We start from the raw sequence: 24,601 nt of genomic DNA, 5'->3' as shown, positions 1-24,601 counted from the left end.
TGAGAAGAGTCATCTTGCTTAGAGTTTTGCTGTTTCTCTTGAGAAGAGTCATCTTGCTTAGAGTTTTGCTGTTTCTCTTGAGAAGAGTCATCTTGCTCGTTATTTTTACCTTTAGTATGTTTCATACTTCTAGTCTGTTCTTTGTTATCGTCATCTGGATTGTTAGACTGCTGCTCCCAGTTATCGGCTTCTTTTGCCTCTGTTGTATTTGATTTTTTTTTCTTACGAAACCAATTCCAAATCATATGTATGCCCTCTTTAATTGTGTAATATAGTGCTATTTTGTGGCTAATTTTGTATATTATTCATTTATTTATGAAAAGAAGGAGGAGATTGGTTTACATAGAAAAAAACCTTTAGTAAGCATTTCATACTATAACGGGGAGAGGGAGAGTCTGTGCAAATTGTAAAAAAGGAGAAGTTTGTTTTAAAAGAATTTACGTTTGAAAATGGTAGGGAAATTCCTGTTCAAATGGGGTACGAGACATATGGTACGTTAAATAGAGAAAGGTCAAATGCAATTTTGATTTGTCATTACTTTAGTGCAACAAGTCACGCAGCGGGGAAATATACAGTGCATGATGAGGAGCTTGGTTGGTGGGATGGGCTCATCGGACCTGGAAAAGCAATTGATACAAATAAGTATTTTGTTATATGTACAGATAATCTTTGTAATGTGCAGGTGAAGAATCCATATGTGATTACAACGGGACCGAAATCAATTAATACAGAAACTGGAGAAGAATATGCAATGGATTTTCCGGTTTTTACATTTCTTGATGTAGCTCGTATGCAATATGAGTTAATAAAAGGTATGGGAATTTCAAGGTTACACGCTGTAATGGGACCTTCAGCAGGAGGAATGATTGCGCAGCAATGGGCTATTCACTATCCTCATATGGTAGAGCGGATGATTGGCGTTATTACGAACCCACAAAATCCAATTATTACGTCTGTAAACGTAGCACAAAATGCGATTGAGGCAATTCAACTGGATCCAAGTTGGAAAGATGGAAAATACGGAGAAGAGCAGCCGATAAAGGGGCTTCATTTAGCAAATAGAATGATGTTTATGAATGCGTTTGATGAGCATTTTTATGAAATGGCATTTCCTCGTAATAGTATAGAGATAGAACCTTATGAAAAGTTTTCTACATTAACATCATTTGAAAAAGAGATAAATAAAGCGACATATAGAAGTATAGAGTTAGTAGATGCAAATTCATGGATGTATACTGCGAAGGCAGTTTTATTGCATGATATTGCACATGGGTTTTCTTCACTAGAAGAATCTCTTTCTAACATAGAAGCGAATGTACTTATGATTCCGTGCAAACAAGATTTGCTTCAGCCGCCACGTTATAATTATAAAATGGTAGACATTTTGCAAAAACAAGGAAAATATGCGGAAGTGTATGAGATAGAAAGTATAAATGGGCATATGGCAGGAGCATTTGATATTCATTTATTTGAAAAGAAAGTTTATGAATTTTTAAATCGGAAAGTATCTAGTTTTGTGTAGGAAATAAATTATGTGAAAAAGGTGCAATATGTGTAGTAGGCACCTTTTTTTACATGATTTGTAGACGGAATATATATGTAGCGATTGCTATGCCGAAGAACGCTATACTAAGTAATAGAAATAAGAATGACATTTCTTGGGGAGATTTTATCTTTTTATTATTTTGCATACTAAGTGCAATAATTGCAGCGATTAAGAACACAATGCCCATAATGAAAAGAAAAAGCGACATTTTAATCGACTCCTTTCATAAAACAAGTATATTGAGGATACAATGTGCTAGTTATGTTTGTAAAGAATAAGTTTTGCGAGAAAATTGAGAAATAGCTTTTCGATTCTTTGCGTTCTTTCTTTTGCATGCTAAAATTGGTAGAGAATGTTTGTGGAAAAGAAACTAAAGGTTTTATTGTATATAAGGAGGAACTACATATGACAGAAGTTAAAACAATTACTACAGAAGAGGTACAAGTGCGTTTAGAAAATGGAGAAACGTTATTTCTAGTAGACGTAAGAGAAGATGAAGAAGTAGCGGCAGGAAAGATTCCAGAAGCTGTACATATTAAAATGGGCGATATCCCACATAAAGTAGACTTCTTTAATAAAGAGAATGAATATATCTTTATTTGTCGTTCAGGAATGCGCAGTGAAAATGTATGTCATTATTTAAATGAGCAAGGATTTAAAACAGTGAACATGGTTGGCGGTATGCTTCAATATGAAGGTGAAACGAAATAGTTAATAGTTAAAAACTTGAAACGAGTCTGTTTCAAGTTTTTTTCTTTTGCATACAGTATAAAAAAGGAGGAGGAGTAAATGGGGGTTAATTTGCGTAAAGTAAAAATTATTAATAATACAGGAGCTGTTAATGTTGGTGACTGTTATGATATCTCGCCTTTAGCTGTGGCGAAAGTATATGCAGGAGCTGGAGGATCGAGTGCGGCTATTTTTTTAAATGGAAAAAGACAGCCAGAAGCGGTGATTAGAACATCGGTATTTCTTCCGCCTTTGGCAACGAGTACACGTACGTTAGGTTCATAAAGGAAAGGTAGAGTGTAATTATGCCTGCGCATATAAAAGAGTTTGTTATTGTTAATAATACTGGGAATATATTTACAGGTGATAATTTGAGTGATACTTCATTTACTGCTACGAAATCGTATAGTGGTTCAATGGGGTGTACTTGGATTGATGTTGTTACAGTAATAGGGACAGAAACGAAGCTTTGTTTACAGCCGGGAGATTCGGTGACGACGACATATACAAGGGGCACCCCTGCTGGTACTGTAACAGGAACAAATATGGGGCAAAGTGTAAATACATCGGGTATAGCGCAAGCTGTCCCTAATACAGATAATATGGATTCAATTGCAGGACTCCCTTAAGGAATTAAGGGAGTTTTATTTATTTGAAATAAAAATAGTCTTGGAGATTATTTTTGTAAATAGATTAAGAAGAGGTTTATTTATTATGAAAAAGACGGTTTGTAGGTGGTGAAAGTGTGAAGAATCGTGATAATAAAGGGAAACAACAATCTAATTTTAGAATTCCACCAGAACTTATTGGTCCTACTTTTCCTCCTGTTCCAACTGGATTTACGGGTATAGGGATTACTGGTCCAACAGGTCCACAAGGTCCGACTGGACCGCAAGGACCGAGAGGATTTCAAGGTCCAATGGGAGAGATGGGTCCGACTGGACCTCAAGGTGTGCAAGGGATTCAAGGTCCAGTTGGACCAATAGGTGCAACTGGACCAGAAGGGCAGCAGGGAGCACAAGGATTGAGAGGACCACAAGGAGAAACTGGAGCGACAGGACCTCAAGGTGTGCAAGGGTTACAAGGTCCGATTGGTCCAACGGGAGCGACTGGGGCACAAGGTATACAAGGGATACAGGGATTGCAAGGGCCAATTGGAGCGACAGGACCTGAGGGACCTCAAGGAATTCAAGGCGTCCAAGGGTTACCGGGTGCAACTGGTCCACAAGGAATACAAGGAGCACAAGGGATACAAGGAACACAAGGACCGAGTGGAAATACAGGTGCAACCGGAGCAACGGGTCAGGGGCTAACAGGTCCGACTGGAATAACAGGCCCAACTGGGATAACTGGACCATCTGGAGGACCTCCTGGCCCGACGGGGCCAACTGGTGCGACAGGTCCGGGTGGCGGACCGAGTGGGAGTACAGGTGCGACTGGAGCAACGGGGGATACTGGGACTACAGGAAGTACAGGTGTAACAGGAGCAACGGGAACTACAGGTCCGACTGGAAGTACGGGAGCACAGGGCTTGCAAGGAATACAAGGTATTCAAGGGCCAATTGGCCCAACAGGTCCAGAAGGACCGCAGGGGATTCAAGGTATTCCTGGTCCGACAGGAATAACTGGTGAACAAGGAATCCAAGGGGTTCAGGGGATTCAAGGAGTAACAGGAGCAACAGGAGATCAAGGTCCACAAGGTATACAGGGGACTATAGGACCTCAAGGAGCGACAGGGGCAACAGGAGATCAAGGTCCACAAGGTATTCAAGGAGTACCAGGTCCATCAGGAGCAACAGGACCACAAGGTGTTCAAGGGATACAAGGTCCGATGGGTGATATAGGACCAACAGGTCCAGAAGGCCCAGAGGGACTTCTGGGCCCGCAAGGAATACAAGGAGTGCCAGGACCAGTTGGAGCAACGGGTCCAGAGGGTCCTCAGGGGATACAAGGTATTCAAGGACCGGTAGGAACAACAGGCCCACAAGGTCCACAAGGAATACAGGGAATACAAGGTGTGCAAGGGATAACGGGAGCAACTGGAGTACAAGGAGCAACTGGAATTCAAGGGATACAAGGGGAAATAGGAGCAACGGGTCCAGAGGGTCCCCAAGGAGTGCAAGGTGCTCAAGGGGAGATTGGTCCAACAGGTCCGATGGGTCCCCAAGGTGTGCAAGGAGTACAAGGAATTCAAGGAGCGACGGGCGCACAAGGAGTGCAAGGTCCACAGGGAATTCAAGGAATCCAAGGTCCGACGGGGGCAACAGGAGATACAGGAGCAACAGGTGCGACAGGGGAAGGAACTACAGGCCCAACTGGAATAACGGGAGCAACAGGGGTAACGGGACCTTCTGGAGGACCAGCAGGACCGTCCGGCCCAACAGGGCCATCAGGTCCGACGGGAGTAACTGGTCCATCGGGTGGACCACCTGGCCCGACAGGAGCAACTGGTGCGACAGGAGTAACAGGGGATACTGGTGCGACAGGCTCAACTGGAGTGACAGGAGCGACAGGAGAAACGGGAGCAACCGGAGTGACAGGGTTACAAGGTCCTCAAGGAATACAAGGTGTGCAAGGAGATATTGGTCCAACTGGTCCGCAAGGGATACAAGGTCCGCAAGGGATACAAGGAGTAACTGGTGCGACAGGAGATCAAGGACCACAGGGAATCCAAGGCCCGCAAGGAATCCAAGGTCCAACCGGTCCCCAAGGAATTCAAGGGGAACAAGGCCCTCAAGGGATTCAAGGAGCAACCGGAGCCACGGGAGCACAAGGCCCACAGGGGATTCAAGGAATTCAAGGGATCCAAGGTCCGACCGGTCCTCAAGGCCCAACAGGAATACAAGGGGTACAAGGAGAGATAGGTCCAACCGGTCCTCAAGGTGTGCAAGGATTGCAAGGTCCCCAAGGTCCTACAGGGGACACAGGGGCAACGGGAGCGCAAGGTCCCCAAGGAGTTCAAGGGATACAAGGCCCAACGGGAGCTACAGGAGCAACAGGAGCGACAGGTCCACAAGGAATTCAAGGCCCGCAAGGAATCCAAGGCCCAACAGGGGCTACAGGAGCAACAGGTTCCCAAGGACCAACTGGAAATACAGGTCCAACAGGTTCACAAGGAATACAAGGTCCAACTGGTCCAACAGGAGCTGGAGCAACCGGAGCAACAGGAGCGACCGGGGCGACTGGAGTCAGTACAACTGCAACATATGCATTTGCGAATAATACATCAGGAAGTATTATTTCTGTTTTGTTAGGTGGCACGAATATTCCGTTACCAAACAATCAAAATATTGGACCAGGAATAACCGTTAGTGGTGGAAATACTGTATTTACAGTTGCGAATGCAGGAAACTATTATATAGCCTATACAATTAATTTAACGGCAGGATTACTTGTAAGTTCCCGTATAACTGTAAATGGCAGTCCGCTTGCGGGAACGATAAACTCTCCGGCAGTGGCTGCAGGTTCATTTAGTGCAACAATAATCGCTAACTTGCCTGCTGGAGCTGCAGTTAGTTTACAATTATTTGGAGTAATTGCGTTGGCTACATTATCTACGGCAACGCCAGGGGCTACTCTAACGATTATTAGATTAAGTTAATAAGCAGAAAACCTTGAAACTTTTATGTTTCAAGGTTTTTTTATCCTTGTATCTGGAAGTAAACCTCATTAACCAGGGGGAGTGGATACCCTCTAATTATTTAAAGTTTCACTTTATTCCCTTGAGCAAAAACATCGCAGTTCGAAAATATATTATAATAGAATGAAAAGAAAGAAATTTGGCAGAAAGGGAGGGTGGCGATGCAGGAGATGGTTAAAGATTTTTTTGGACGCCCACTTCAAGATTTACGTATATCTGTCATTGATCGTTGCAATTTTAGATGTACATATTGTATGCCGGCGGAAATATTTGGGCCAGATTATGCTTTTTTGAAAGATGAGTTTTTACTAACTTTTGATGAAATTGAGCGTTTGGCAAAATTATTTGTTAACATCGGTGTACGAAAAATTAGAATTACTGGCGGTGAGCCACTGCTTCGTAAAGATTTAACAAAACTGATTGCACGTCTCGTGAAAATTGATGGGCTAATAGATATAGGGTTAACGACAAATGCTATCCATTTAACGAAACAAGCGAAGGCATTAAAAGAAGCTGGATTACATAGAGTGAATGTTAGTTTAGATGCGATAGATGACGACATATTTAGGAATATTAATGGTCGAAATATTAATACGAAACCGGTGATTAAGGGAATTATAGCAGCTAAAGAGGCGGGGCTGGAAGTAAAGGTAAATATGGTTGTGAAAAAAGGGATGAACGATCATCAAGTACTTCCGATGGCTGCGTATTTTAAAGAGCAAGGAATCACGCTTAGGTTTATTGAGTTTATGGATGTTGGTAGTACAAATGGGTGGAATTTTGATCAAGTGGTTACAAAACGAGAATTGATTGAGATGATTCATAAGGTGTATCCGCTTGAGCCAGCTGAAGTCCATTACTTTGGTGAAGTTGCGAAGCGATATCGGTACGTTGGAACAAATGTTGAAGTTGGTTTTATTACATCTGTTTCTGAGTCATTTTGTGCCTCTTGTACGAGGGCAAGAATTTCGGCAGATGGAAAGTTTTATACGTGCTTATTTGCGACAGAGGGTTTGAATGTAAGAGAACTTCTTAGAGGAAATCTTTCGGATGAGGAGTTATTAAGTGTTATACAAGATGTATGGATGAATAGAAAAGATAGGTATTCGGATGAACGGACAGAAGAAAGTGCAAAAAATCGTCCGAAAATCGAAATGTCTTATATAGGAGGATAAGAAAGGGGGCTATCGCATGCAGGAGCGATATTCAAGACAAATATTATTTTCTGGTGTTAGAGAAGAAGGACAGAGAAAAATAAGAGAGAAGCATGTGCTTATTATTGGTGCTGGTGCTCTCGGTGCGGCAAATGCAGAAGCGATTGTTAGAGCAGGTGTTGGAAAAGTAACGATTGCTGATCGTGATTATGTAGAATGGAGTAATTTACAAAGACAACAACTATATACGGAAGAAGATGCAAAGCAGTATAAACCGAAGGCGATAGCGGCTGCAGAACATTTACAAGCGATTAATTCTGAGGTGGAAATAAATCCAGTTGTGACGGATGTAACGGTGCAAGAAATGGAAGAGCTAGTGCGTGATGTAGATTTAATATTAGATGCGACAGATAATTTTGAAACGCGTCTTCTTATTAATGATATTTCACAAAAGTATAATATTCCGTGGATATATGGTGGGTGTGTCGGAAGTTACGGAGTAACGTATACAATTTTACCAGGGAAAACACCGTGTTTTCGCTGTTTAATGGAGCATCCGGCGAGCGGAGCAACATGTGACACAGCTGGTATTATACAACCGGCAGTACAATTAGTAGTTGCGCATCAAATTACGGAAGCGCTGAAAATATTAGTAGAAGACTTTGGGGCGCTTCGTGAAACGATGTTATCATTTGATCTTTGGAATAATCAACAGATGGCATTTAAAGTGAATAGGCAGAAAAAAGATACTTGTTTATCTTGCGGAAGGTTACGTACATATCCGAGTTTAACATTTGAAGCACAAACAAAAACAGAAGTGTTATGTGGGCGAAATACAGTACAAATTCGCCCGGGTGTGCGGAAGAATTTTAATTTAGAAGAAATTAAAAAGCGCTTACAAAGAAGTGTAGAGATAAAGGCGACACCTTATCTATTATCATTTCCGGTAGAAGAATATCGTTTTGTTTTATTTACAGATGGCAGGGCGTTCATTCATGGGACGAATGATATGAATGTAGCGAAAAGTTTATATGCAAGATATATAGGTTGAACCTAAAGGAAATCCTTTAGGTTCAACGGAGAGAGGATTATGAATTTCTCGTATAATCTCCACTTTTTCCACCTGTTTTTTCAAGTAAGTATGTTTCGCCGATAATCATACCTTTATCGACAGCTTTACACATATCATACACAGTAAGAGCGGTAGCGGAAGCAGCTGTTAAAGCTTCCATTTCAACACCGGTGCTACCTTCTGTTTTAACTTTTACTTCAATGAGTAAACGATATTGTTCTTCTGATTGTTTCCAATCAAAAGAAACGTCAACACCTTTTAATAATAAAGGATGGCACATTGGGATAATATCAGAAGTTCGTTTCGCAGCCATAATGCCTGCGATTTGCGCAACTGCTAATACGTCACCTTTCCCAATTTCATTGTGAGAGATTTTATCGTAAATTTCTTTCGTAACGACAATGCTAGAGCACGCAATTGCTGTTCGAACGGTTGCTTTTTTGTCGCTTATATCAACCATTTTTGCGCGTCCTTGGTCATTAAAATGTGTAAATGAAGACATGGAATTCCTCCTTGAAGTAATTTCTATTGAATACATAAAGTTTAATCGAGATAAAAAAAATTGCAAATATGAGGTGAGAAACGATGGTAGAAAAACGAATTCCAATTCAAGTTGCTGAAGCAGTAGAACGGGTAATGAAATATGCGAAGCATGGTGAAGTAGAAGAAATTTCTATTACGGAAAGTTACGGGAGAATTCTCGGGGAAGATGTTGTCTCAGATCATGACGTTCCTCATTTTGATCGTTCCCCTTACGACGGTTTCGCCATTCGAGCAGAAGATACGAAAGGAGCAACCCAAGAGAATCCAGTTGAATTTGAAGTAATAGGAGAGATCGGGGCGGGTTCTGTTTTTTTAGAAGAAGTAGGAGATTTTGAAGCGATTCGAATTATGACAGGAGCAGCTATTCCAGAAGATTGCAATGCAGTTGTAATGCTAGAGCTGACAGAAGGATTTGAGAAGAACGGAAAAACATATATGAAGTTAAAACGCCCTTTTAATAACGGTGACAATGTGTCGTTTAAAGGAGAAGATATAAAACAAAATCAAGTTCTCGTTAAGAAAGGTGTGGCAATTAATCCAGGAGTTGCGGCCTTACTAGCAACGTTTGGATATAGCACTGTGAAAGTTATAAAACAGCCTGTTGTCGGTATTGTAACGACAGGGAGTGAATTATTAGAAGTACATGAGCCGTTAGAACCGGGGAAAATTAGAAATAGTAACTCGTATATGATCGCAGCTCAAATTATGAAAGCTGGCGGGAAAGTTCGTTATTATGGTCAACTCGCGGATGAGTTAGATGCATGTTTTACAGCTATTCAATTAGCGATGGATGAGGTCGACATTTTAATTACAACTGGCGGTGTATCGGTAGGAGATTATGACTACTTACCAGCTATTTATGAAAGGTTACAGGCGAATGTACTCTTTAATAAAATAGCCATGAGACCTGGAAGTGTAACGACAGTAGCTGAATTTGATGGGAAGTTACTTTTCGGTTTATCAGGAAATCCGTCTGCTTGTTATGTAGGCTTTGAATTATTTGTGCAACCAATTATAAAAACGTATTTGTATGCGAAGGAACCTCACGTATATAGAGCGGATGCTATTTTACAAAAAGATTTTCCAAAGCCAAATCCATTTACTCGTTTCGTAAGAGCAAACGTAACGATTGTGGACGGGGCGTTACAAGCGATGCCGGTCGGTTTAGATAAATCGAGTGCAGTATCTTCACTTGCAGATGCGAATGCTTTTATTGTGTTACCTGGAGGAACGAGAGGATTTGAGACCGGGATGAAAGTATCTGTATTATTGTTAGAGCACTCTGAGGGATGTGATTGGCCATGGGCAAAGCCACTTCAATCTTACAAATAGTAGGATATCAAAATAGCGGAAAAACAACGCTTGTGGAGAAAATAGTGCATGCATTAGCTGAACGGGAAATGAAGGTTGCTACCATTAAACATCACGGGCACGGAGGTTTTCCAGAAGTAGCGCAAAAAGATAGCGAAAGACACCGTAAAGCTGGTGCTGTCGTAAGTAGTGTAGAAGGTGCTGGATTGCTTTCACTTTCTTCACTAAGAAAGAAATGGTCCTTGCAAGAAATTATTCGCTTATATGAGTTTTTTGAAGTGGATACAATTTTAATAGAGGGCTATAAAAAAGAGAACTACCCGAAAGTAGTGTTACTTCGTTCTGCGGAAGACGTTGAGCTTTTACATAAAGTAGAAAATATAGTAGCGATTATTACGTGGTATGATGCCCCGGCAAATATACGAGAAGAATATAAAGTATTTCATATAACAGAAGAAGAGTTGTACATAGACTGGTTTTTACAAACGGTTAGGAGTGCGAAATGACAAATACATATTATGAAGTAATTAATACAGAAATCTCGATTGAAGAGGTAACGAAGAAAGTGATTCGACGTGAATGCGGTGCTGTTACAACATTTATTGGAACCGTTAGAGAGTTTACGAAAGGGCGTCGTACATTATACTTAGAGTATGTTGCTTATAAGACGATGGCAGAAAAGATGCTAGAGAAAATTGGCCTGGAAGTGAAAGAGAAATGGCCGGATACATATGTTGCGATTACACATCGCATCGGTACGTTGCAAATTTCTGATATAGCGGTTGTTGTTGCTGTTTCAACACCACACCGTAAAGCGGCTTATGAAGCGAACGAATATATTATGGAACGCATAAAACAAATTGTTCCGATTTGGAAAAAGGAGTTTTGGGAAGATGGTGACTCATGGATTGGTGATCAATTAGAAAAAACACCATATCCGGCGGGAGAGCCTGGGAAGGAGCTATAAGTATGATTCGAGTATTGTTATTTGCGCACTTGCAAGAAGAAGCAGGGACAAGTGAATTACAAATAGAGAAAGAAAATATTACGGTTGCAGAGTTAAAAGATGTTGTTGCGAAAGAATATAATGTACCAGTTTCAGAGCCAATTATGGTTGCGATTAATGAAGAATACGCAAATGAAGATGACAGGGTCCAATCTGGTGATGTTGTTGCACTAATTCCACCAGTGAGTGGTGGTTAATATTGGATTCATTAAAACGACTTTCCTAAGTAGGGGAAGTCGTTTTTTTATGGCGTTTTTGAGAACACTAACTTATAGGATAAGGAGGACGTTATGAAAAAAATATGTGTAATTATTACAGTGATATGTTCTATCTTTTTCTCTTCTCCAAGTGATTCTTTCGCGAAAGAATCAAGGGAACAGCTTTTAGAGAGTGCTTTATTGAATAGGTACTATTCGGTTATTAGACAAGTGACAAAAGATCAATATGAATGTGATTCAGTTATAAATATAAAGCGTCTCGGCAGGAAAGATGAATTTGTTCCTAGATTTGAAGTGACGCTACAATTTCTTACTTTTCAAGGGGCGCATAATCCCCCAAATGACAAAGTTACACTTACTTTGGAGGATTATTTAGATCATATAAAGGTAAAAAATGTGGAGCGAGAAAAGAATGTTTCTAATGATGTTGTAGAAAAGATTTGTGCTCGCAAAAAAGAAAAAATGAAAGCTCATTCTAATGATTGAGAGTGGTAACTTATTCCGCTATTTTGCGGGATGATTAAAGTTTCAATTTATGACATTTTACAGAGAAAGGTAATGGGCGATGGATATATTTTTAGCAATTTTACCAGCTATATTTTGGGGAAGTATTGTGCTATTTAATGTAAAACTGGGCGGGGGACCGTATAGTCAAACGCTCGGAACAACGTTTGGAGCACTTATTTTCTCAATTGTTGTTTATATTTTTATGAAGCCAGTATTAACACCTACCGTTATTGGAGTTGGAGTTGTTTCAGGTTTATTTTGGGCGCTTGGTCAGGCGAATCAATTAAAAAGTATTGATTTAATGGGTGTTTCGAGGACGATGCCAATTTCAACAGGACTTCAATTAGTTGCGACGACTTTATTTGGCGTTATCGTATTTCATGAATGGTCCACGACAATATCGGTCGTCCTTGGGATTTTAGCGCTCGTTTGTATTATTATCGGTGTTATTTTAACATCGCTTCAAAGTGAAGAAGAAAAAAATGCAGAGCAAGCAGCAAACTTTAAAAGAGGTATCGTAATTTTATTAATTTCAACAGTCGGTTATTTAGTTTACGTAGTAGTGATTAGACTATTTAACGTAGATGGTTGGTCAGCTTTGTTGCCACAAGCAGTTGGTATGGTGTTAGGTGGGATTTTGCTTACCTTTAAACATCAGCCATTTAATAAATATGCAATCCGAAATATTATTCCAGGATTAATTTGGGCAGCTGGAAATATGTTTTTATTCATTTCGCAGCCGCGTGTTGGAGTCGCAACAAGTTTCTCGCTATCGCAAATGGGAATTATTATTTCCACGCTTGGTGGGATTCTTATATTAGGTGAAAAGAAAACGAAACGCCAATTAACGGGTATCGTTGTCGGTATCGTTTTTATTATTGCAGCCGGAATTATGTTAGGTATAGCCAAAAGTTAAAGGAGGTATAGAAATGTATAGTGATTTAGCAGGGAAAGTTGTCGTTATTACAGGATCAGCAACTGGTCTCGGAAGAGCGATGGGAGTGAGGTTTGCTAAGGAAAAAGCGAAAGTGGTTATTAATTATCGCTCACGAGAATCAGAAGCAAATGGTGTGTTAGAAGAAATTAAAAAGGTAGGCGGCGAAGCGATTGCTGTAAAAGGTGATGTAACGGTCGAATCAGATGTTGTGAATCTCATTCAATCTGCTGTGAAAGAGTTTGGTACGCTTGACGTTATGATTAATAATGCAGGGATAGAAAACGCGGTACCGTCGCATGAAATGCCGCTTGAAGATTGGAATAGGGTAATTAATACAAATTTAACAGGTGCTTTTTTAGGAAGTCGTGAAGCGATTAAATATTTTGTAGAACATGATATTAAAGGGTCTGTCATTAATATGTCTAGTGTTCATGAGAAAATTCCGTGGCCACTATTTGTGCACTATGCAGCAAGTAAGGGTGGTATTAAACTGATGACAGAAACGTTAGCGCTAGAATATGCGTCAAAAGGTATTCGAGTAAATAATATTGGGCCAGGTGCAATTAATACGCCGATAAATGCAGAAAAATTTGCTGATCCAAAGCAGCGTGCTGACGTAGAAAGTATGATACCGATGGGCTATATTGGAAAACCTGAAGAAATTGCAGCGGTAGCAACTTGGCTTGCTTCTTCAGAGGCGAGTTATGTAACGGGAATTACGCTATTTGCAGATGGTGGAATGACGTTATATCCATCGTTTCAAGCTGGGCGTGGGTAATATGAAAAGGACAAAGAGTTTTATCTCTTTGTCCTTTTTACAAAAAAAATAGCGTTCAGCTATTTTAAATTTAATGATTAATTGTATCTTGAAGAAATTCTGTTGCTTGATGTTCAGTAACATTTTGTACGAGCGCGACTTCGCTAATCATCATTTTTCGGGCATTATCTAGCATTTGTTTTTCGCTCGCATTTAATGTTCTCTCTTTATTACGGCGAAGTAAATCCCGAACCACTTCTGCGCTATCTTGTAAATTGCCATTTTTCATTTTTTCCATATTCATTGTATATCTTTGTTTCCATGAGAGTGATGGGTCTGACTCCCCGTTTTGAAATTCAAGAAGTATATCATCTAACGTACCTCGATCAACGATATAACGAATACCTGATTTTTTTAATTGTTCCATCGGAAGCATTACTTGCATATCTTTACTAATGATGCGTATCACACAATATTGACGTGAAGTACCTAATATTTCTTTCTCTTCAATTGCTTCGATAATTCCTGCACCGTGCATTGGATAAACGATTTTATCACCAATTTGAAACAAATCATCCACCTCCATATGTGGTAACCACTTTTAATGATAGCATACGTATGTAAAAATGTCAAATTTTATATAATAACATAATATTTATATTCGAGTCAATAAGGTAAAGTGCTTTTTTTATGTTTTTTTGGGGATTTTATTTATAGTGATTTTTTTAGAAAAATAGTACAGGTGAAGAAAGAAGGCATATCCACTTATTTTTAAGCATAAAATGTAAAAGCGCTAATACAATATACCTAAATCCGTTCTTTGCAAAGGAGGGAGAGAAGGTGGGGCGCACAATAAAAATTGATATTACAAATAAAGTTGTAGCTAAATTTAGACCAAATTATTTGGAATTATATACGAGTAAATTTATGATAGGTAAGTTTTATGTCTATACTGAAGATAAAAAATATGTGTTAGAAGACGGATATATATATGAGAATGGAAAGTTTTATCGCATCATAGATACGCACCGTGGCAATAATCAAGCGGCGGAGGGCTGCGATCTAGGATGGTGTTAACATGATTCGTGTGAAAGTGTTTGATGAAAGTCACGAAAAAGACTTAGAAGACGCTGTGAATGTTTTTTTGAAAAAGATTGATGATAGCAACTTTGTAGATATTAAGTACCAAGTTGGTGTTTCCATTAACGACGATGAAAACCAAATTTATTGTTTTTCAGCAATGATCGTTTATAAAGCATAAAAAAGAGCTGGCTCATCCAGCTCTTTTTTATGTTTTATGTTGGGACAACATGTGTCGGTAATACGTTCATAATAGATTGGGTTGTGCCTGATTTCTTTGTCGTTAAAAGAGGCTCCACTGTTTCATGGTTTTGGGCATCTTTACACATACCAAGGTGATAACGATCACCTAAAAATGGATCAATATAAAAACCGTTTTTGAATACTTTATCATTCGGATGTTTTTCATGATGAATATCAGAGCAGTTAATGCAATAGAACATAGCGTTCAACCCCTTTTTATTTTGTTTGAAAAAAGTGAGTCGGTAGTCATTTCGCTCCTAAGGAAATGTTGAGGAGAAGAGAAATAACTACCTACTCAAATGGTGGGCATATTCCTTCTGATTTGTCATATCTCGCGTATTGTCCCTGAGGGAAGGAGGAGAGACGAAGTACGCATGATATAAGTAAGGCACTTCTTTCAATATGAATGATGGAGTTTCATGTTGAGAGAAGTTTTTATTTTGTATTGCCTTTGTGAGTATATTATGAGGAAATGCTAAGAGGGTGTTTGTCCTGTTGAAAAAATGTTGAGAATTTCTCAACAGTAAAAGAATTAGCGTTGACATGAAACCAAAAGGTGTTATATCATCAAAGTACAACCAAAAGGTGTTATGTTATAACGCGGAGTAAAGGAGAATGAAAATGGAACAACAAAATACATTAAATGATATTAAACAAACAATCGTTTTTAACGCGTCTATTCAAAAGGTATGGAGTGTAGTATCAACTGCAGAAGGGATTGCGTCATGGTTTATGCCAAATGATTTTGTATTAGAGGTAGGACATGAATTTCATGTGCAATCACCATTTGGGCCATCACCATGTAAAGTGTTAGAAATTGATGAGCCAAACCATTTATCTTTCTCATGGGATACAGATGGCTGGATTGTTTCATTTAATTTGAAAGACTTAGGAGATAACAAAACAGAATTTACGTTAATTCACGGCGGCTGGAAACATCCTGATGAAATTCTTCCGAAAGCAAATGCGAAGAGCTCTATTATTCGCGATAGAATGAGCGGTGGTTGGGTAGCGATTGTAAATGAAAAACTGAAAAAGGTTGTCGAAGGCTAAGTGTCCTCGTCAGCAGCGAAATATGATGTATTTCAAGCAATTGCTGATCCAACCCGCCGAGAAGTAATACGGTTATTAAGTGACAAAGAGTTACCGATTTCCAAAATAACGGATCATTTCCCGATGAGTCGTACTGCGGTTGTAAAGCACCTTCATATTCTTTCGGAAGCGAATTTAGTAAGTGGAAGAAAAAGCGGAAGAGAGAAGATATATCGTTTGCATCCAGAACCATTAGAAGAATTACAACAGTGGCTCTCGTATTATGAGCGTTTTTGGGATAATAAATTATCCATGCTGAAACATATTGTGGAGAATGAAGAGTAGATGTTATGTAAAAAGGATGACCAAAATGGTCATCCTTTTTATTGTTGCTCACTTGTTTGTGTAGCTGGCTTTAATAAAATCCAAGCGATAATTAATGTACATACTGCTAATACGAAAGTGCTCATATAAATGACGTGTACGCTTGATGCTAATGCGGATTGTGATTCGGTTACTACGTTTGCTGTAGTACCGCCATGTCCACCAGATACAAGATCAAGATTTTTAATACCACGTGCGTGAATCATCGTATTGAAGATTGTACCGAATATTGCAGCACCTAACGTTTGACTAAATGTATTAATAAATGTGTTTAAACCAACAGCTGTTCCGCGTGTATGAGCTGGGACTGCTGCTTGAATTGTTACCATATAAATCGGTGTCACAAGCCCCATTCCTAAGCCGAATAATCCAACTGCTACATAAATAAGGAACGATGGTGAATTGGTTGATAGTGTAAATAATAAGAACGTAGCGACTGATAAAATGCTAGCCCCAAGTAAAATGATTTGTTTCGTTTTTAATTTGCCTACTAAGTTACCAGAGAAAATAGCGCCAAATGTCCACATAACAGGGATTGGCATTAAAATAAGTCCAGCTTCTGTAGCGTTTTTTCCTAATACACCTTGGCTCCAGATTGGTAGGTACATTGTAATACTAATAATCATTGCGCCAGCAATAAGAGTTAATATATTTATCGTAGATAATGTACGGTTAGAGAAAAGTGTTAAAGGAATTAATGGTTCCGGAGATTTTTTCTCGATGAACAAGAAAATAATGAATGAAATAGCGGCAAAGATTAATAGGCCGATAATTGTCATGTCTCCCCAGTTTTGCTTACTGCTACCTGTTAATAATGCATATAGTAGAGCGATTGTACTTAATGAAAAAACTGTTGCACCAAGATAATCGATATGGTGTTTAGCGGGCTTAATAGATTCTTTGTAGTAAATTGCAATCATTAAGCAAGCGATAATTCCAAATGGAACGTTTAAGAAGAAAATATAGCGCCAAGAAAGGGAATCAACTAAAAATCCACCTACTAACGGTCCGATAACACCGGATACACCCCAAACGGCACTCATCCAACCTTGTGCTTTCGCGCGGTCTTTCGCTTCGCTATATAAGTCTCCAATTATCGTCATTGTGATTGGCATAACAGCACCAGCACCGATACCTTGAAGAGCGCGGAAGAAAATTAATTGTTCCATCGATGTAACGACTCCGCAAAGTGCAGAACCGACTAAAAAGATTGTAGCTCCGATCAGTAAAACTTTTTTACGGCCGAATAAATCAGCGAGCTTTCCGTATATTGGAGTCGAAACAGCTGTTGCAAGCATATAAATTGCATATACCCAACTAACAAGTTCGACGCCTGACAAATCACTCGTTATACGAGGGATTGCTGTACTAACAATCGTTCCTTCTACCGCAGAAAGAAACGTCATTAACATTAAAGACATCATGACTTTTTTTCTCATTTGTTTTCCCCTTACCCTTTTTTAAATATTCAACAATATAAAATATAAAGGTACTAAGGTATATAAAGCAACAAAAAAGCAATGGAAAGTTACATGGAGCAGATGTTTGTCGCTTCTTGTCGGTAAGTCGATATATTTGAGAAATCGCCGATAATGATTTCATGGCAATATTAAAAAAAGAAACAGGAATCCCTGTTTCTTTTTTAATATTGCATTTTCGCGTTTTCTCCAGCTGTCGTTCCAGCAATTCTACCAGTAACGAGGGCTGATGTAATATTATAGCCACCAGTATAACCGTGGATATCAAGAACTTCTCCGCAGAAATATAAGCCGTTCGTGAATTTAGAAGACATTTCTTTCGGATTAATTTCTTTCACGGATACACCTCCGCCAGTAACGAATGCTTTTTCAATTGACTGCGTACCATTTACATTCACAGTAAACTCTTTAAAGTCTTTCACAAGTGCACGAATCTTTTCGTGAGAAACTTGTCCAGCTTGTTCACTACCGTCAATTTCATTTTTTTCTAATAAGAATAGGAAGTAACGTTCAGGGACATAACCTTTTAAAACGTTTTTAATTCCTTTTTTCGGATCTTCTTTCATTTGTTTCAGCATGCGCTGAAATAGTTGCTCACTATTTTCCTCTGGCAATGCATCAATACTCATTTGTATTGTGTTCGTTTTAAACTTTTTCAGTGCTTTCACGACGAATTGACTACAGCGAAGAGCAGCAGGACCAGATAGGCCGAAATGAGTGAAGAGCATGTCCATTTTGTGAGAAATGATAGCTTTTCCTTTCGGGTTTAATACGCTTAAGTTTATATCACGTAAAGCAAGACCTTGTAATGAGCGATCACGTATAAACGGCTCGTTTGACAGGATAGGTACTTCTGTTGGGAATAATTCTGTAATTGTATGACCTGCTTTTTCAGCCCAAGCGTATCCGTCTCCAGTGGAACCAGTTTGAGGAACGGATTTTCCGCCAACAGCGATAACGACATGATTTGTTTCTAACACTTCGCCTGTTTGCAGTACAACTGCCTTCGTTTGACCATTTTCATATTCAATCGTTTCAACAGGCGTATTTGTACGGATTTTTACACCTAAGTCTTTTAATCGTGTTAAAAGTGCATCTACAACAGATTGCGCTTTGTTTGACACGGGGAACATGCGACCGTGGTCTTCTTCTTTCAATTTAACACCAAGATTTTCGAAGAATGTAATAATATCTTCATTATTAAAAAGAGAAAAAGCGCTGTATAAGAAGCGACCGTTTCCTGGTATATGTTTAACAATTTCATCAAGTGGTAGACGGTTCGTTACGTTGCAGCGTCCGCCACCAGAAATCGCAAGTTTACGCCCAAGTTTATTTCCTTTATCAAGAAGCAGGACATTTGCGCCTTCTTCTGCAGCACCAATTGCAGCCATTAGCCCAGAAGGACCGCCGCCGATGACAATAACATCATAATGCATAATATATCGACCTCATTTTCTACATTTCCTGCCTAAAAGAATAGCATGTTTTCCGTTAAAAGAAAAATAGAGTGAAGTACTGCTTAATGAGAGAATTGTGGTACAATACAAAAGTTAGAGTTCAGCACTATCCTGCTATTTGTAGGCGATAAGACTAAAACCTCAAGATTTAGGAGAAGTAAATAGGGAGTCTGTTAGCCTGTAAATGCTCGAATGGTTCAACTAATAATCAGTGGAGAAGAACACCCCACTGATTAAAGTTTCATTTTATGTAGATGTAGGAGGATTTTTGTATGTCCGATTCGAAATTTCTGCGCGGAACGCTTATTGTTACGCTAGGGACATTTTTAGTAAAGTTCTTAGGCATGATTTACGTCTTCCCGTTTCATGCATTAGTAGGTACAGAAGGCGGAACGCTCTATACATATGGATACATTCCATATACGATCTTTTTAAGTATCGCAACGGCAGGTGTGCCGCTTGCTGTTTCAAAATTTGTTTCCAAATATAATGCGCTTGGCGATTATAAAACGAGCCGGAGAATGTTCCGCTCGGGAATGGTTATGATGATAGTAACAGGAGTTCTTTCGTTCCTAGTACTGTACATGACGGCACCGTTGTTTGCAGAAGCGATGCTTGGTAAACAAAGTATACACAATAATGTAGGAGAAGTTACGACCATCATTCGTCTTGTAAGTTTCGCACTTATTGTTGTACCAGCAGCGAGTTTAATTCGTGGTTATTTCCAAGGTCACCAGTCTATGGGACCAACTACCGTTTCACAAATTATTGAACAAATTATTCGTATCGTCTTTTTATTAGCAGGTAGTTTTATCGTTATTAAAGTACTTGGCGGTACAGTTGCAACAGCAGTTGGAGTAGCGACATTTGCTGCGTTCGTTTCAGCGGTTGGAGCACTCGGTGTGTTAATTTGGTACTGGTTAAAACGTAAAAAATATTTGGATCAATATTTAATTGAACAAACTGTACCAGAATCAACAGTAAGTACTGTTCAATTGTTTAAAGAGTTATTCGCATATGCGATTCCTTACGTTGTAATTGGGTTAACAATTCCTTTATATCAACAAATTGATACATTGACATTTAACTCAATTATGCAGGCGATTGGTCAAGGTGATATCGCAGAGCGAGCGCTGGGTATTTTCACAATGTGGACGCATAAGTTAATTATGATTCCTGTATCACTTGCAACAGCGTTTAGTTTAACGCTTGTACCAGCAATTACAAAATCATTTACTGAAAAACAATACCGCTATTTGAAATTACAAATTACACAAACATTCCAGGCAAATATGTTTTTAACATTGCCAGCAGTTATCGGTATTTCAACACTTGCATATCCAATTTACACGGCTTTCTATGACTCAGATCCATTAGGTGGACAAGTATTAATGTGGTATGCACCAGTTGCATTGTTATTTGCTTTATTTACAGTAACAGCGGCAATTCTTCAAGGGATTAATCAGCAAAAGCATGCAATTGTCGCGCTTATTATGGGTGTTATTTTGAAATTTGTATGTAACGTAATCTTTATTCGTTATTTCGGTACAGTAGGAGCAATTCTAGCGACCGCAGTTGGTTTCTTAGCTTCTGTTTGGTATACAAATCGACAAATTAAAAAATACGCACACTATTCATTCGGTGTTGTATATAAAAGAACATTCCAAATTGCAGTACTGACACTTATAATGGTCGTTGCTGTAAAACTATCACAATGGCTTCTATCCTTCATGATTTCGCCTGATGGCCGTATTGGTGCTCTTATAACAGTTGCGATTTGTGCAGGTATTGGTGGTCTTGTTTACGGATTGTTAGCAATTCGCACAGGAGTACTTGAAAGAGTATTTGGCGGAGAAGCATTAGATAAAATTCAACGTAAACTTGGTAGTAGATTTAAAATAAAGTTGAAATCAAGAGGGGCGTAATTACGTCCCCTTTTCTATGATAAATAAAGAAGGTGAAAAGCGTGAGATTAGATAAATTATTAGCGAATATGGGATATGGAAGTAGAAAAGAAGTAAAGAAATTATTGAAAGATGGCGTTGTGAAAATTGATGGAACGCCAGTAAAAGATGCGAAAGTTCATGTAAATGTAGAAGAGCAAGAAGTTATGATTCACGGTGAAGTTGTGGAATACAAAGAGTTTGTTTACTTAATGATGCATAAACCACAAGGTGTTATTTCAGCGACGGAAGATGATAATCATGAAACAGTAATAGATTTATTAGAATTAGAAGATGCAATCTTTGATCCGTTCCCAGTTGGACGACTTGATATCGATACGGAAGGTTTCTTATTGATAACAAATGATGGGAAGTTATCACATCAATTATTATCTCCGAAAAAGCATGTGCCGAAAAAATATTATGCACACGTTGCAGGAGTAGTAACAGAAGAGGATGTAAAAGAGTTTGCTAAAGGTGTTATCTTAGACGATGGCTATGAAACAAAACCAGGTACGCTTACAATATTGAAAAGCGATGATATTTCCGAAATTGAGCTTGTGATTACAGAAGGGAAATTCCATCAAGTGAAGCGTATGTTTGAAGCGGTAGGGAAAAAAGTAGTCTACCTAAAGAGAACGGAGATGGGTCCGTTAGTATTAGATGAAGAACTAGAACTTGGACAATACCGAGAGCTAACAGATGAAGAAGTAGAAATGTTAAAAACATATCAAGTAGATACTGAAAAGTAGTACCTTTATAGGTACAGAAAAAACCCCTTTCTAATAGTTAGAAAGGGGTATGTATTTATTTACATACAATTATTTTTTGTTATGAGGTCATTCTCACTTTCTTTCCTGTTGTTGTCCACTTACCGCGGCAAGGGCTATACACGAGTTCATTAAACTGCAACACATTTAGATCACGTTGTATCGTTCGCGGTGTGATCCCGAACTCATCTACAAGGTCTTTCGTCGTTACCGTTCCGTTTTCATTGATGTACATATAAATTGATTTAATGCGTGTTAGCATACGAGTAGTTGTAGGTTTCAAGAGAAAACCACTCCTCTACTAGTTTTTTTGACCCCATTCAGGAAAGAAGGTCGTTACTACCATTGTACTCTACATGATAAAATTCATGCTTTAATCTACTTAAATTTTACAAAAGTTTAACAAAAATTCATATAGAAAAATATTGGTAGTTGACATTGTATATATGGTCAGTCAACTAACACATAAAATTCTACGTAAAACGCCAAATTCCTGCAAATTTTTTTGAAAAAATAAAAGAAAAACTAATAAGAAATGTCTGAAATATTACAATTGTTCGGTATTTAGTTTTCGTGTATGGCATAAGGGATTTCGGTTTGCTATGATGAAAGAGATAATATAGTGAAGGATGGATGCGTGATGTCAGCGATTAATTGGACAGAAGAAGTTGCAAAACGAAAAGATGATTTAATTCGTGATACACAACAATTTTTACAAATTAAAAGTGTATGGGAAGAAGAATCGGCGAAAGAGGGCGCACCATTCGGTGAAGGGGTAGAAAAAGCGCTATCTTTCATGTTACATAAAGGAGAAGCTGAAGGTTTTGCTTCTAAAAATTTAGAAGGATATGCAGGTCATCTTGAAATGGGACAAGGAGAAGAATTAGTAGGTATTCTTTGTCACGTTGATGTTGTACCAGAAGGAGATGGCTGGACGACTCCCGCATATAGTGCGGATATTCGCGATGGAAAGATTTTTGCACGTGGTGCAATTGACGATAAAGGCCCAACGATGGCAGCATATTATGCGATGAAAATTGTGAAAGAATTAGGCTTACCTCTTTCAAAACGTGTTCGTATGATTATAGGAACAGATGAAGAAAGCAATTGGAAATGTGTAGATCACTACTTTAAAAACGAAGAAATGCCAACAATCGGTTTTGCACCAGATGCAGATTTTCCAATTATTAATGCAGAAAAAGGAATTTCTGATATACAAGTTGTGCAAAATGGTAGTGAAGAGAAAAAAGGTACATATGAACTTGTTTCATTTGATTCAGGGCGACGTTTAAATATGGTTCCTGATTTTGCAGAAGCGGTTATTACAGGAGAAGATGTAAATGCACTTACAGTAGCATATGAAGAGTATTTACAAACTGCTAAAAAAATAGGGGAATCGACTATAGAAGGTAATACAGTGACGTTGCAAATAAAAGGAATTTCAGCGCACGGATCTACTCCTGAAAAAGGAGAAAATGCAGGTTTATTATTAGCAAACTTCTTGACTACAGTTTCACTTGATGGAAAAGCAACTGCATTTGCGACATTTGCAACAGAAACATTTACTGGTGATATTTTGGGTGAAAAAGCTACTATTGCTTATAAAGATGAAATTAGCGGTCCGTTAACAGTGAATGTTGGTCGCCTTTCTTATACGAAAGAAAACGGTGGTAACTTAGGGCTAAACGTACGTTACCCAGTTACAACTAACTTTGAAGAAACAATTGCGAAGTTGAAAGAGTATGTTGGTACGCATGGATTTGAAGTAGCTGACTATTCTAATTCACGCCCGCATCACGTTGATAAAGACCACGTATTAATTCGTACGTTACAACGTGTATATGAAGAACAAACAGGTGAAAAAGCAGAACTATTAGCAATTGGCGGAGGTACTTATGCTCGTTCATTAAAAGCTGGTGTGGCATTTGGACCGCTATTCCCTGGAAAGGAAGAACTTGCGCATCAAAAAGATGAGTACATTGAAATTGAAGACTTATTAAAAGCAACAGCAATTTATGCGCAAGCAATTCATGAATTAGCGAAGTAAAGTGAAACTTTAATCGCCGATATATGAATAATGACCGCTCTCTACTTTAGAGGGCGGCTTCTTTTTAATTGAATGAGATAAGAAAGAAAAGCAACAATAGAAAGAAGGAGACGGTGTACATGGATAGGCATTATTTTGTCGCAATTACGTTACCAAATCATATAAAAGAAGTGCTGTCTAACTATAAAGAGGATACGAATGAGAAATTACCATTTCGCTCGTGGGTACATAAGGAAGATTATCATATTACCCTTTCCTTTTTAGGAGGTGCGACAGAAGAACAGTTAAAAGGGATAAAGAATGGATTACAAACACTTATAAAAACAAAAGAACTATCGTTCACGTTACAAGGTTTTTCAACGTTTGGTAGGGAAGATCAGCCCCGTATTCTTTGGGCGAAGGTAAGTGAGAATCATGATTTGTTTCAGTTACAAAAGCAAGTACATGCCATTTGTGAAGAAAATGGTTTTTCTCTAGAAACACGCCCGTATCATCCACATATTACTGTTGCTCGTAAATGGATAGGAGAAGAAAAGTTTCATTTAGAAAGTATAAAAGAAGTGCCTGAAATATCATTTCAAGCAGATACAATTACTTTATACGAATCCCACGTGAAAGAAACCCCGAAGTATAAATCGATTGCTGAAATAAAATTACAAAAATAGAATGTTGAAAACGTTTTTTATGCAGGTGAATATACTATAGAGAAGAATGGAGTTACTGTATAGAGTCTTGTTGATAAGAAAA

At 38.7% G+C, this 24,601-nt stretch carries 29 protein-coding genes and 1 pseudogene; 22 read left to right on the top strand and 8 right to left on the bottom strand.

Annotation, left to right across the window (positions count from 1 at the left end):
- Positions 1 to 245 (bottom strand): annotated as a pseudogene (locus tag DOS87_RS25875) (spore germination protein); the annotation flags it as partial.
- 152 nt (positions 246 to 397) lie between these two features.
- Between DOS87_RS25875 and DOS87_RS25870 the strand changes: the two are divergent.
- The gene (locus DOS87_RS25870; protein WP_098577828.1) at positions 398 to 1,522 is read left to right on the top strand and encodes a homoserine O-acetyltransferase family protein; all 1,125 of its coding nucleotides are present in this window, start codon (positions 398 to 400) and stop codon (positions 1,520 to 1,522) included.
- Between the two features lie 49 nt (positions 1,523 to 1,571).
- On the opposite strand, the gene DOS87_RS25865 is transcribed toward DOS87_RS25870, so the two are convergent.
- Complete coding sequence (locus DOS87_RS25865) at positions 1,572 to 1,754, bottom strand: hypothetical protein (RefSeq protein WP_000051780.1); 183 nt, start codon at positions 1,752 to 1,754, stop codon at positions 1,572 to 1,574.
- A gap of 197 nt (positions 1,755 to 1,951) precedes the next feature.
- Between DOS87_RS25865 and DOS87_RS25860 the strand changes: the two genes are divergently transcribed.
- From DOS87_RS25860 to DOS87_RS25835, 6 genes are all read left to right on the top strand, one after another.
- A complete protein-coding gene (locus tag DOS87_RS25860) occupies positions 1,952 to 2,257 on the top strand; it encodes a rhodanese-like domain-containing protein (RefSeq protein WP_000141224.1) in 306 nt (101 codons plus the stop codon).
- Between the two features lie 78 nt (positions 2,258 to 2,335).
- On the top strand, positions 2,336 to 2,560 hold the full coding sequence (locus DOS87_RS25855) for a spore germination protein (protein ID WP_000538719.1): 225 nt from the start codon (positions 2,336 to 2,338) through the stop codon (positions 2,558 to 2,560).
- A 20-nt stretch (positions 2,561 to 2,580) separates the two neighbouring features.
- Positions 2,581 to 2,904 (top strand): hypothetical protein, encoded by a 324-nt coding sequence (locus DOS87_RS25850; RefSeq protein ID WP_001110864.1) that lies wholly within the window; start codon positions 2,581 to 2,583, stop codon positions 2,902 to 2,904.
- Between the two features lie 116 nt (positions 2,905 to 3,020).
- A complete protein-coding gene (locus tag DOS87_RS25845; RefSeq protein WP_098577827.1) occupies positions 3,021 to 5,876 on the top strand; it encodes a BclA-related collagen-like exosporium protein in 2,856 nt (951 codons plus the stop codon).
- Between the two features lie 200 nt (positions 5,877 to 6,076).
- On the top strand, positions 6,077 to 7,090 hold the full coding sequence (gene moaA, locus DOS87_RS25840; RefSeq protein ID WP_001157112.1) for a GTP 3',8-cyclase MoaA: 1,014 nt from the start codon (positions 6,077 to 6,079) through the stop codon (positions 7,088 to 7,090).
- A gap of 16 nt (positions 7,091 to 7,106) precedes the next feature.
- A complete protein-coding gene (locus DOS87_RS25835) occupies positions 7,107 to 8,120 on the top strand; it encodes a molybdopterin-synthase adenylyltransferase MoeB (RefSeq protein ID WP_001158115.1) in 1,014 nt (337 codons plus the stop codon).
- Positions 8,121 to 8,157: 37 nt separating this feature from the next.
- Here DOS87_RS25835 and moaC read toward each other — a convergent pair whose 3' ends face one another.
- A complete protein-coding gene (gene moaC / locus DOS87_RS25830; protein WP_000094146.1) occupies positions 8,158 to 8,643 on the bottom strand; it encodes a cyclic pyranopterin monophosphate synthase MoaC in 486 nt (161 codons plus the stop codon).
- Between the two features lie 83 nt (positions 8,644 to 8,726).
- Here moaC and glp point away from each other — a divergent pair, with 83 nt between their 5' ends.
- The 7 genes from glp to DOS87_RS25795 all read left to right on the top strand — a co-directional run bounded on the left by glp (position 8,727) and on the right by DOS87_RS25795 (position 13,441).
- The gene (gene glp, locus DOS87_RS25825) at positions 8,727 to 10,016 is read left to right on the top strand and encodes a molybdopterin molybdotransferase MoeA (RefSeq protein WP_000229703.1); all 1,290 of its coding nucleotides are present in this window, start codon (positions 8,727 to 8,729) and stop codon (positions 10,014 to 10,016) included.
- Positions 9,980 to 10,501 carry a molybdopterin-guanine dinucleotide biosynthesis protein B gene (gene mobB, locus DOS87_RS25820; RefSeq protein WP_002081993.1) on the top strand — a complete coding sequence of 174 codons (522 nt, stop codon included), beginning with the start codon at positions 9,980 to 9,982 and terminating at the stop codon, positions 10,499 to 10,501. The genes glp and mobB overlap by 37 nt, the downstream gene beginning before the upstream one ends.
- Entirely contained in the window at positions 10,498 to 10,962 is a 465-nt protein-coding gene (moaE, locus tag DOS87_RS25815) for a molybdopterin synthase catalytic subunit MoaE (protein WP_000185947.1), read from the top strand. The genes mobB and moaE overlap by 4 nt, the downstream gene beginning before the upstream one ends.
- 2 nt (positions 10,963 to 10,964) lie before the next feature.
- Positions 10,965 to 11,198, top strand: coding sequence for a molybdopterin converting factor subunit 1 (moaD, locus tag DOS87_RS25810; protein WP_000621773.1), 234 nt, complete (start codon positions 10,965 to 10,967; stop codon positions 11,196 to 11,198).
- Between the two features lie 93 nt (positions 11,199 to 11,291).
- Positions 11,292 to 11,705 (top strand): DUF3888 domain-containing protein, encoded by a 414-nt coding sequence (locus DOS87_RS25805; RefSeq protein ID WP_000717657.1) that lies wholly within the window; start codon positions 11,292 to 11,294, stop codon positions 11,703 to 11,705.
- Positions 11,706 to 11,784: 79 nt separating this feature from the next.
- Entirely contained in the window at positions 11,785 to 12,642 is an 858-nt protein-coding gene (gene glcU, locus DOS87_RS25800; protein WP_000350863.1) for a glucose uptake protein GlcU, read from the top strand.
- A gap of 13 nt (positions 12,643 to 12,655) precedes the next feature.
- Positions 12,656 to 13,441, top strand: a complete 786-nt coding sequence (locus DOS87_RS25795; RefSeq protein ID WP_000286680.1) for a glucose 1-dehydrogenase — start codon at positions 12,656 to 12,658, stop codon at positions 13,439 to 13,441.
- Between the two features lie 70 nt (positions 13,442 to 13,511).
- Here DOS87_RS25795 and DOS87_RS25790 read toward each other — a convergent pair whose 3' ends face one another.
- Positions 13,512 to 14,006, bottom strand: a complete 495-nt coding sequence (locus DOS87_RS25790; RefSeq protein WP_000451446.1) for a CarD family transcriptional regulator — start codon at positions 14,004 to 14,006, stop codon at positions 13,512 to 13,514.
- A gap of 254 nt (positions 14,007 to 14,260) precedes the next feature.
- Between DOS87_RS25790 and DOS87_RS25785 the strand changes: the two genes are divergently transcribed.
- Positions 14,261 to 14,497 carry a DUF2553 family protein gene (locus tag DOS87_RS25785; RefSeq protein WP_000533804.1) on the top strand — a complete coding sequence of 79 codons (237 nt, stop codon included), beginning with the start codon at positions 14,261 to 14,263 and terminating at the stop codon, positions 14,495 to 14,497.
- 1 nt (position 14,498) lies between these two features.
- Positions 14,499 to 14,681: a sporulation protein Cse60 gene (locus tag DOS87_RS25780; RefSeq protein ID WP_000621751.1), complete on the top strand. Its 183-nt coding sequence runs from the start codon at positions 14,499 to 14,501 to the stop codon at positions 14,679 to 14,681.
- A gap of 34 nt (positions 14,682 to 14,715) precedes the next feature.
- Here the strand turns inward: DOS87_RS25780 and DOS87_RS25775 are convergent, their stop codons facing one another.
- On the bottom strand, positions 14,716 to 14,943 hold the full coding sequence (locus tag DOS87_RS25775; RefSeq protein ID WP_098577826.1) for a DUF3973 domain-containing protein: 228 nt from the start codon (positions 14,941 to 14,943) through the stop codon (positions 14,716 to 14,718).
- Between the two features lie 421 nt (positions 14,944 to 15,364).
- Between DOS87_RS25775 and DOS87_RS25770 the strand changes: the two genes are divergently transcribed.
- Positions 15,365 to 15,796: an SRPBCC family protein gene (locus tag DOS87_RS25770; RefSeq protein WP_000437764.1), complete on the top strand. Its 432-nt coding sequence runs from the start codon at positions 15,365 to 15,367 to the stop codon at positions 15,794 to 15,796.
- Positions 15,797 to 16,120 carry an ArsR/SmtB family transcription factor gene (locus DOS87_RS25765; RefSeq protein WP_000098837.1) on the top strand — a complete coding sequence of 108 codons (324 nt, stop codon included), beginning with the start codon at positions 15,797 to 15,799 and terminating at the stop codon, positions 16,118 to 16,120.
- A gap of 38 nt (positions 16,121 to 16,158) precedes the next feature.
- On the opposite strand, the gene DOS87_RS25760 is transcribed toward DOS87_RS25765, so the two are convergent.
- A complete protein-coding gene (locus tag DOS87_RS25760) occupies positions 16,159 to 17,598 on the bottom strand; it encodes an MDR family MFS transporter (protein ID WP_001228024.1) in 1,440 nt (479 codons plus the stop codon).
- Positions 17,599 to 17,801: 203 nt separating this feature from the next.
- On the bottom strand, positions 17,802 to 19,073 hold the full coding sequence (locus DOS87_RS25755; RefSeq protein WP_000558871.1) for a BaiN/RdsA family NAD(P)/FAD-dependent oxidoreductase: 1,272 nt from the start codon (positions 19,071 to 19,073) through the stop codon (positions 17,802 to 17,804).
- Positions 19,074 to 19,366: 293 nt separating this feature from the next.
- Between DOS87_RS25755 and DOS87_RS25750 the strand changes: the two genes are divergently transcribed.
- Positions 19,367 to 21,019, top strand: coding sequence for a putative polysaccharide biosynthesis protein (locus DOS87_RS25750; protein WP_001284026.1), 1,653 nt, complete (start codon positions 19,367 to 19,369; stop codon positions 21,017 to 21,019).
- 41 nt (positions 21,020 to 21,060) lie between these two features.
- Positions 21,061 to 21,789, top strand: coding sequence for a pseudouridine synthase (locus DOS87_RS25745; protein WP_001234949.1), 729 nt, complete (start codon positions 21,061 to 21,063; stop codon positions 21,787 to 21,789).
- A 79-nt stretch (positions 21,790 to 21,868) separates the two neighbouring features.
- On the opposite strand, the gene DOS87_RS25740 is transcribed toward DOS87_RS25745, so the two are convergent.
- The gene (locus DOS87_RS25740) at positions 21,869 to 22,090 is read right to left on the bottom strand and encodes a DeoR family transcriptional regulator (protein ID WP_000805512.1); all 222 of its coding nucleotides are present in this window, start codon (positions 22,088 to 22,090) and stop codon (positions 21,869 to 21,871) included.
- 357 nt (positions 22,091 to 22,447) lie between these two features.
- On the opposite strand from DOS87_RS25740, the gene pepV reads away from it, so the two are divergent.
- Both pepV and thpR read left to right on the top strand, forming a co-directional pair.
- The gene (pepV, locus tag DOS87_RS25735) at positions 22,448 to 23,854 is read left to right on the top strand and encodes a dipeptidase PepV (RefSeq protein ID WP_001274235.1); all 1,407 of its coding nucleotides are present in this window, start codon (positions 22,448 to 22,450) and stop codon (positions 23,852 to 23,854) included.
- Positions 23,855 to 23,973: 119 nt separating this feature from the next.
- Positions 23,974 to 24,519, top strand: coding sequence for an RNA 2',3'-cyclic phosphodiesterase (gene thpR / locus DOS87_RS25730; protein WP_000373845.1), 546 nt, complete (start codon positions 23,974 to 23,976; stop codon positions 24,517 to 24,519).
- The last annotated feature ends 82 nt before the right edge of the window (positions 24,520 to 24,601 follow it).

This window comes from Bacillus sp. CR71, from assembly GCF_003429245.1.
Taxonomy (GTDB): Bacteria; Bacillota; Bacilli; order Bacillales; family Bacillaceae_G; genus Bacillus_A; species Bacillus_A thuringiensis_S.
Note: the sequence above shows the minus strand (reverse complement) of the source record. Positions and strands in the feature narration are given on the sequence as shown.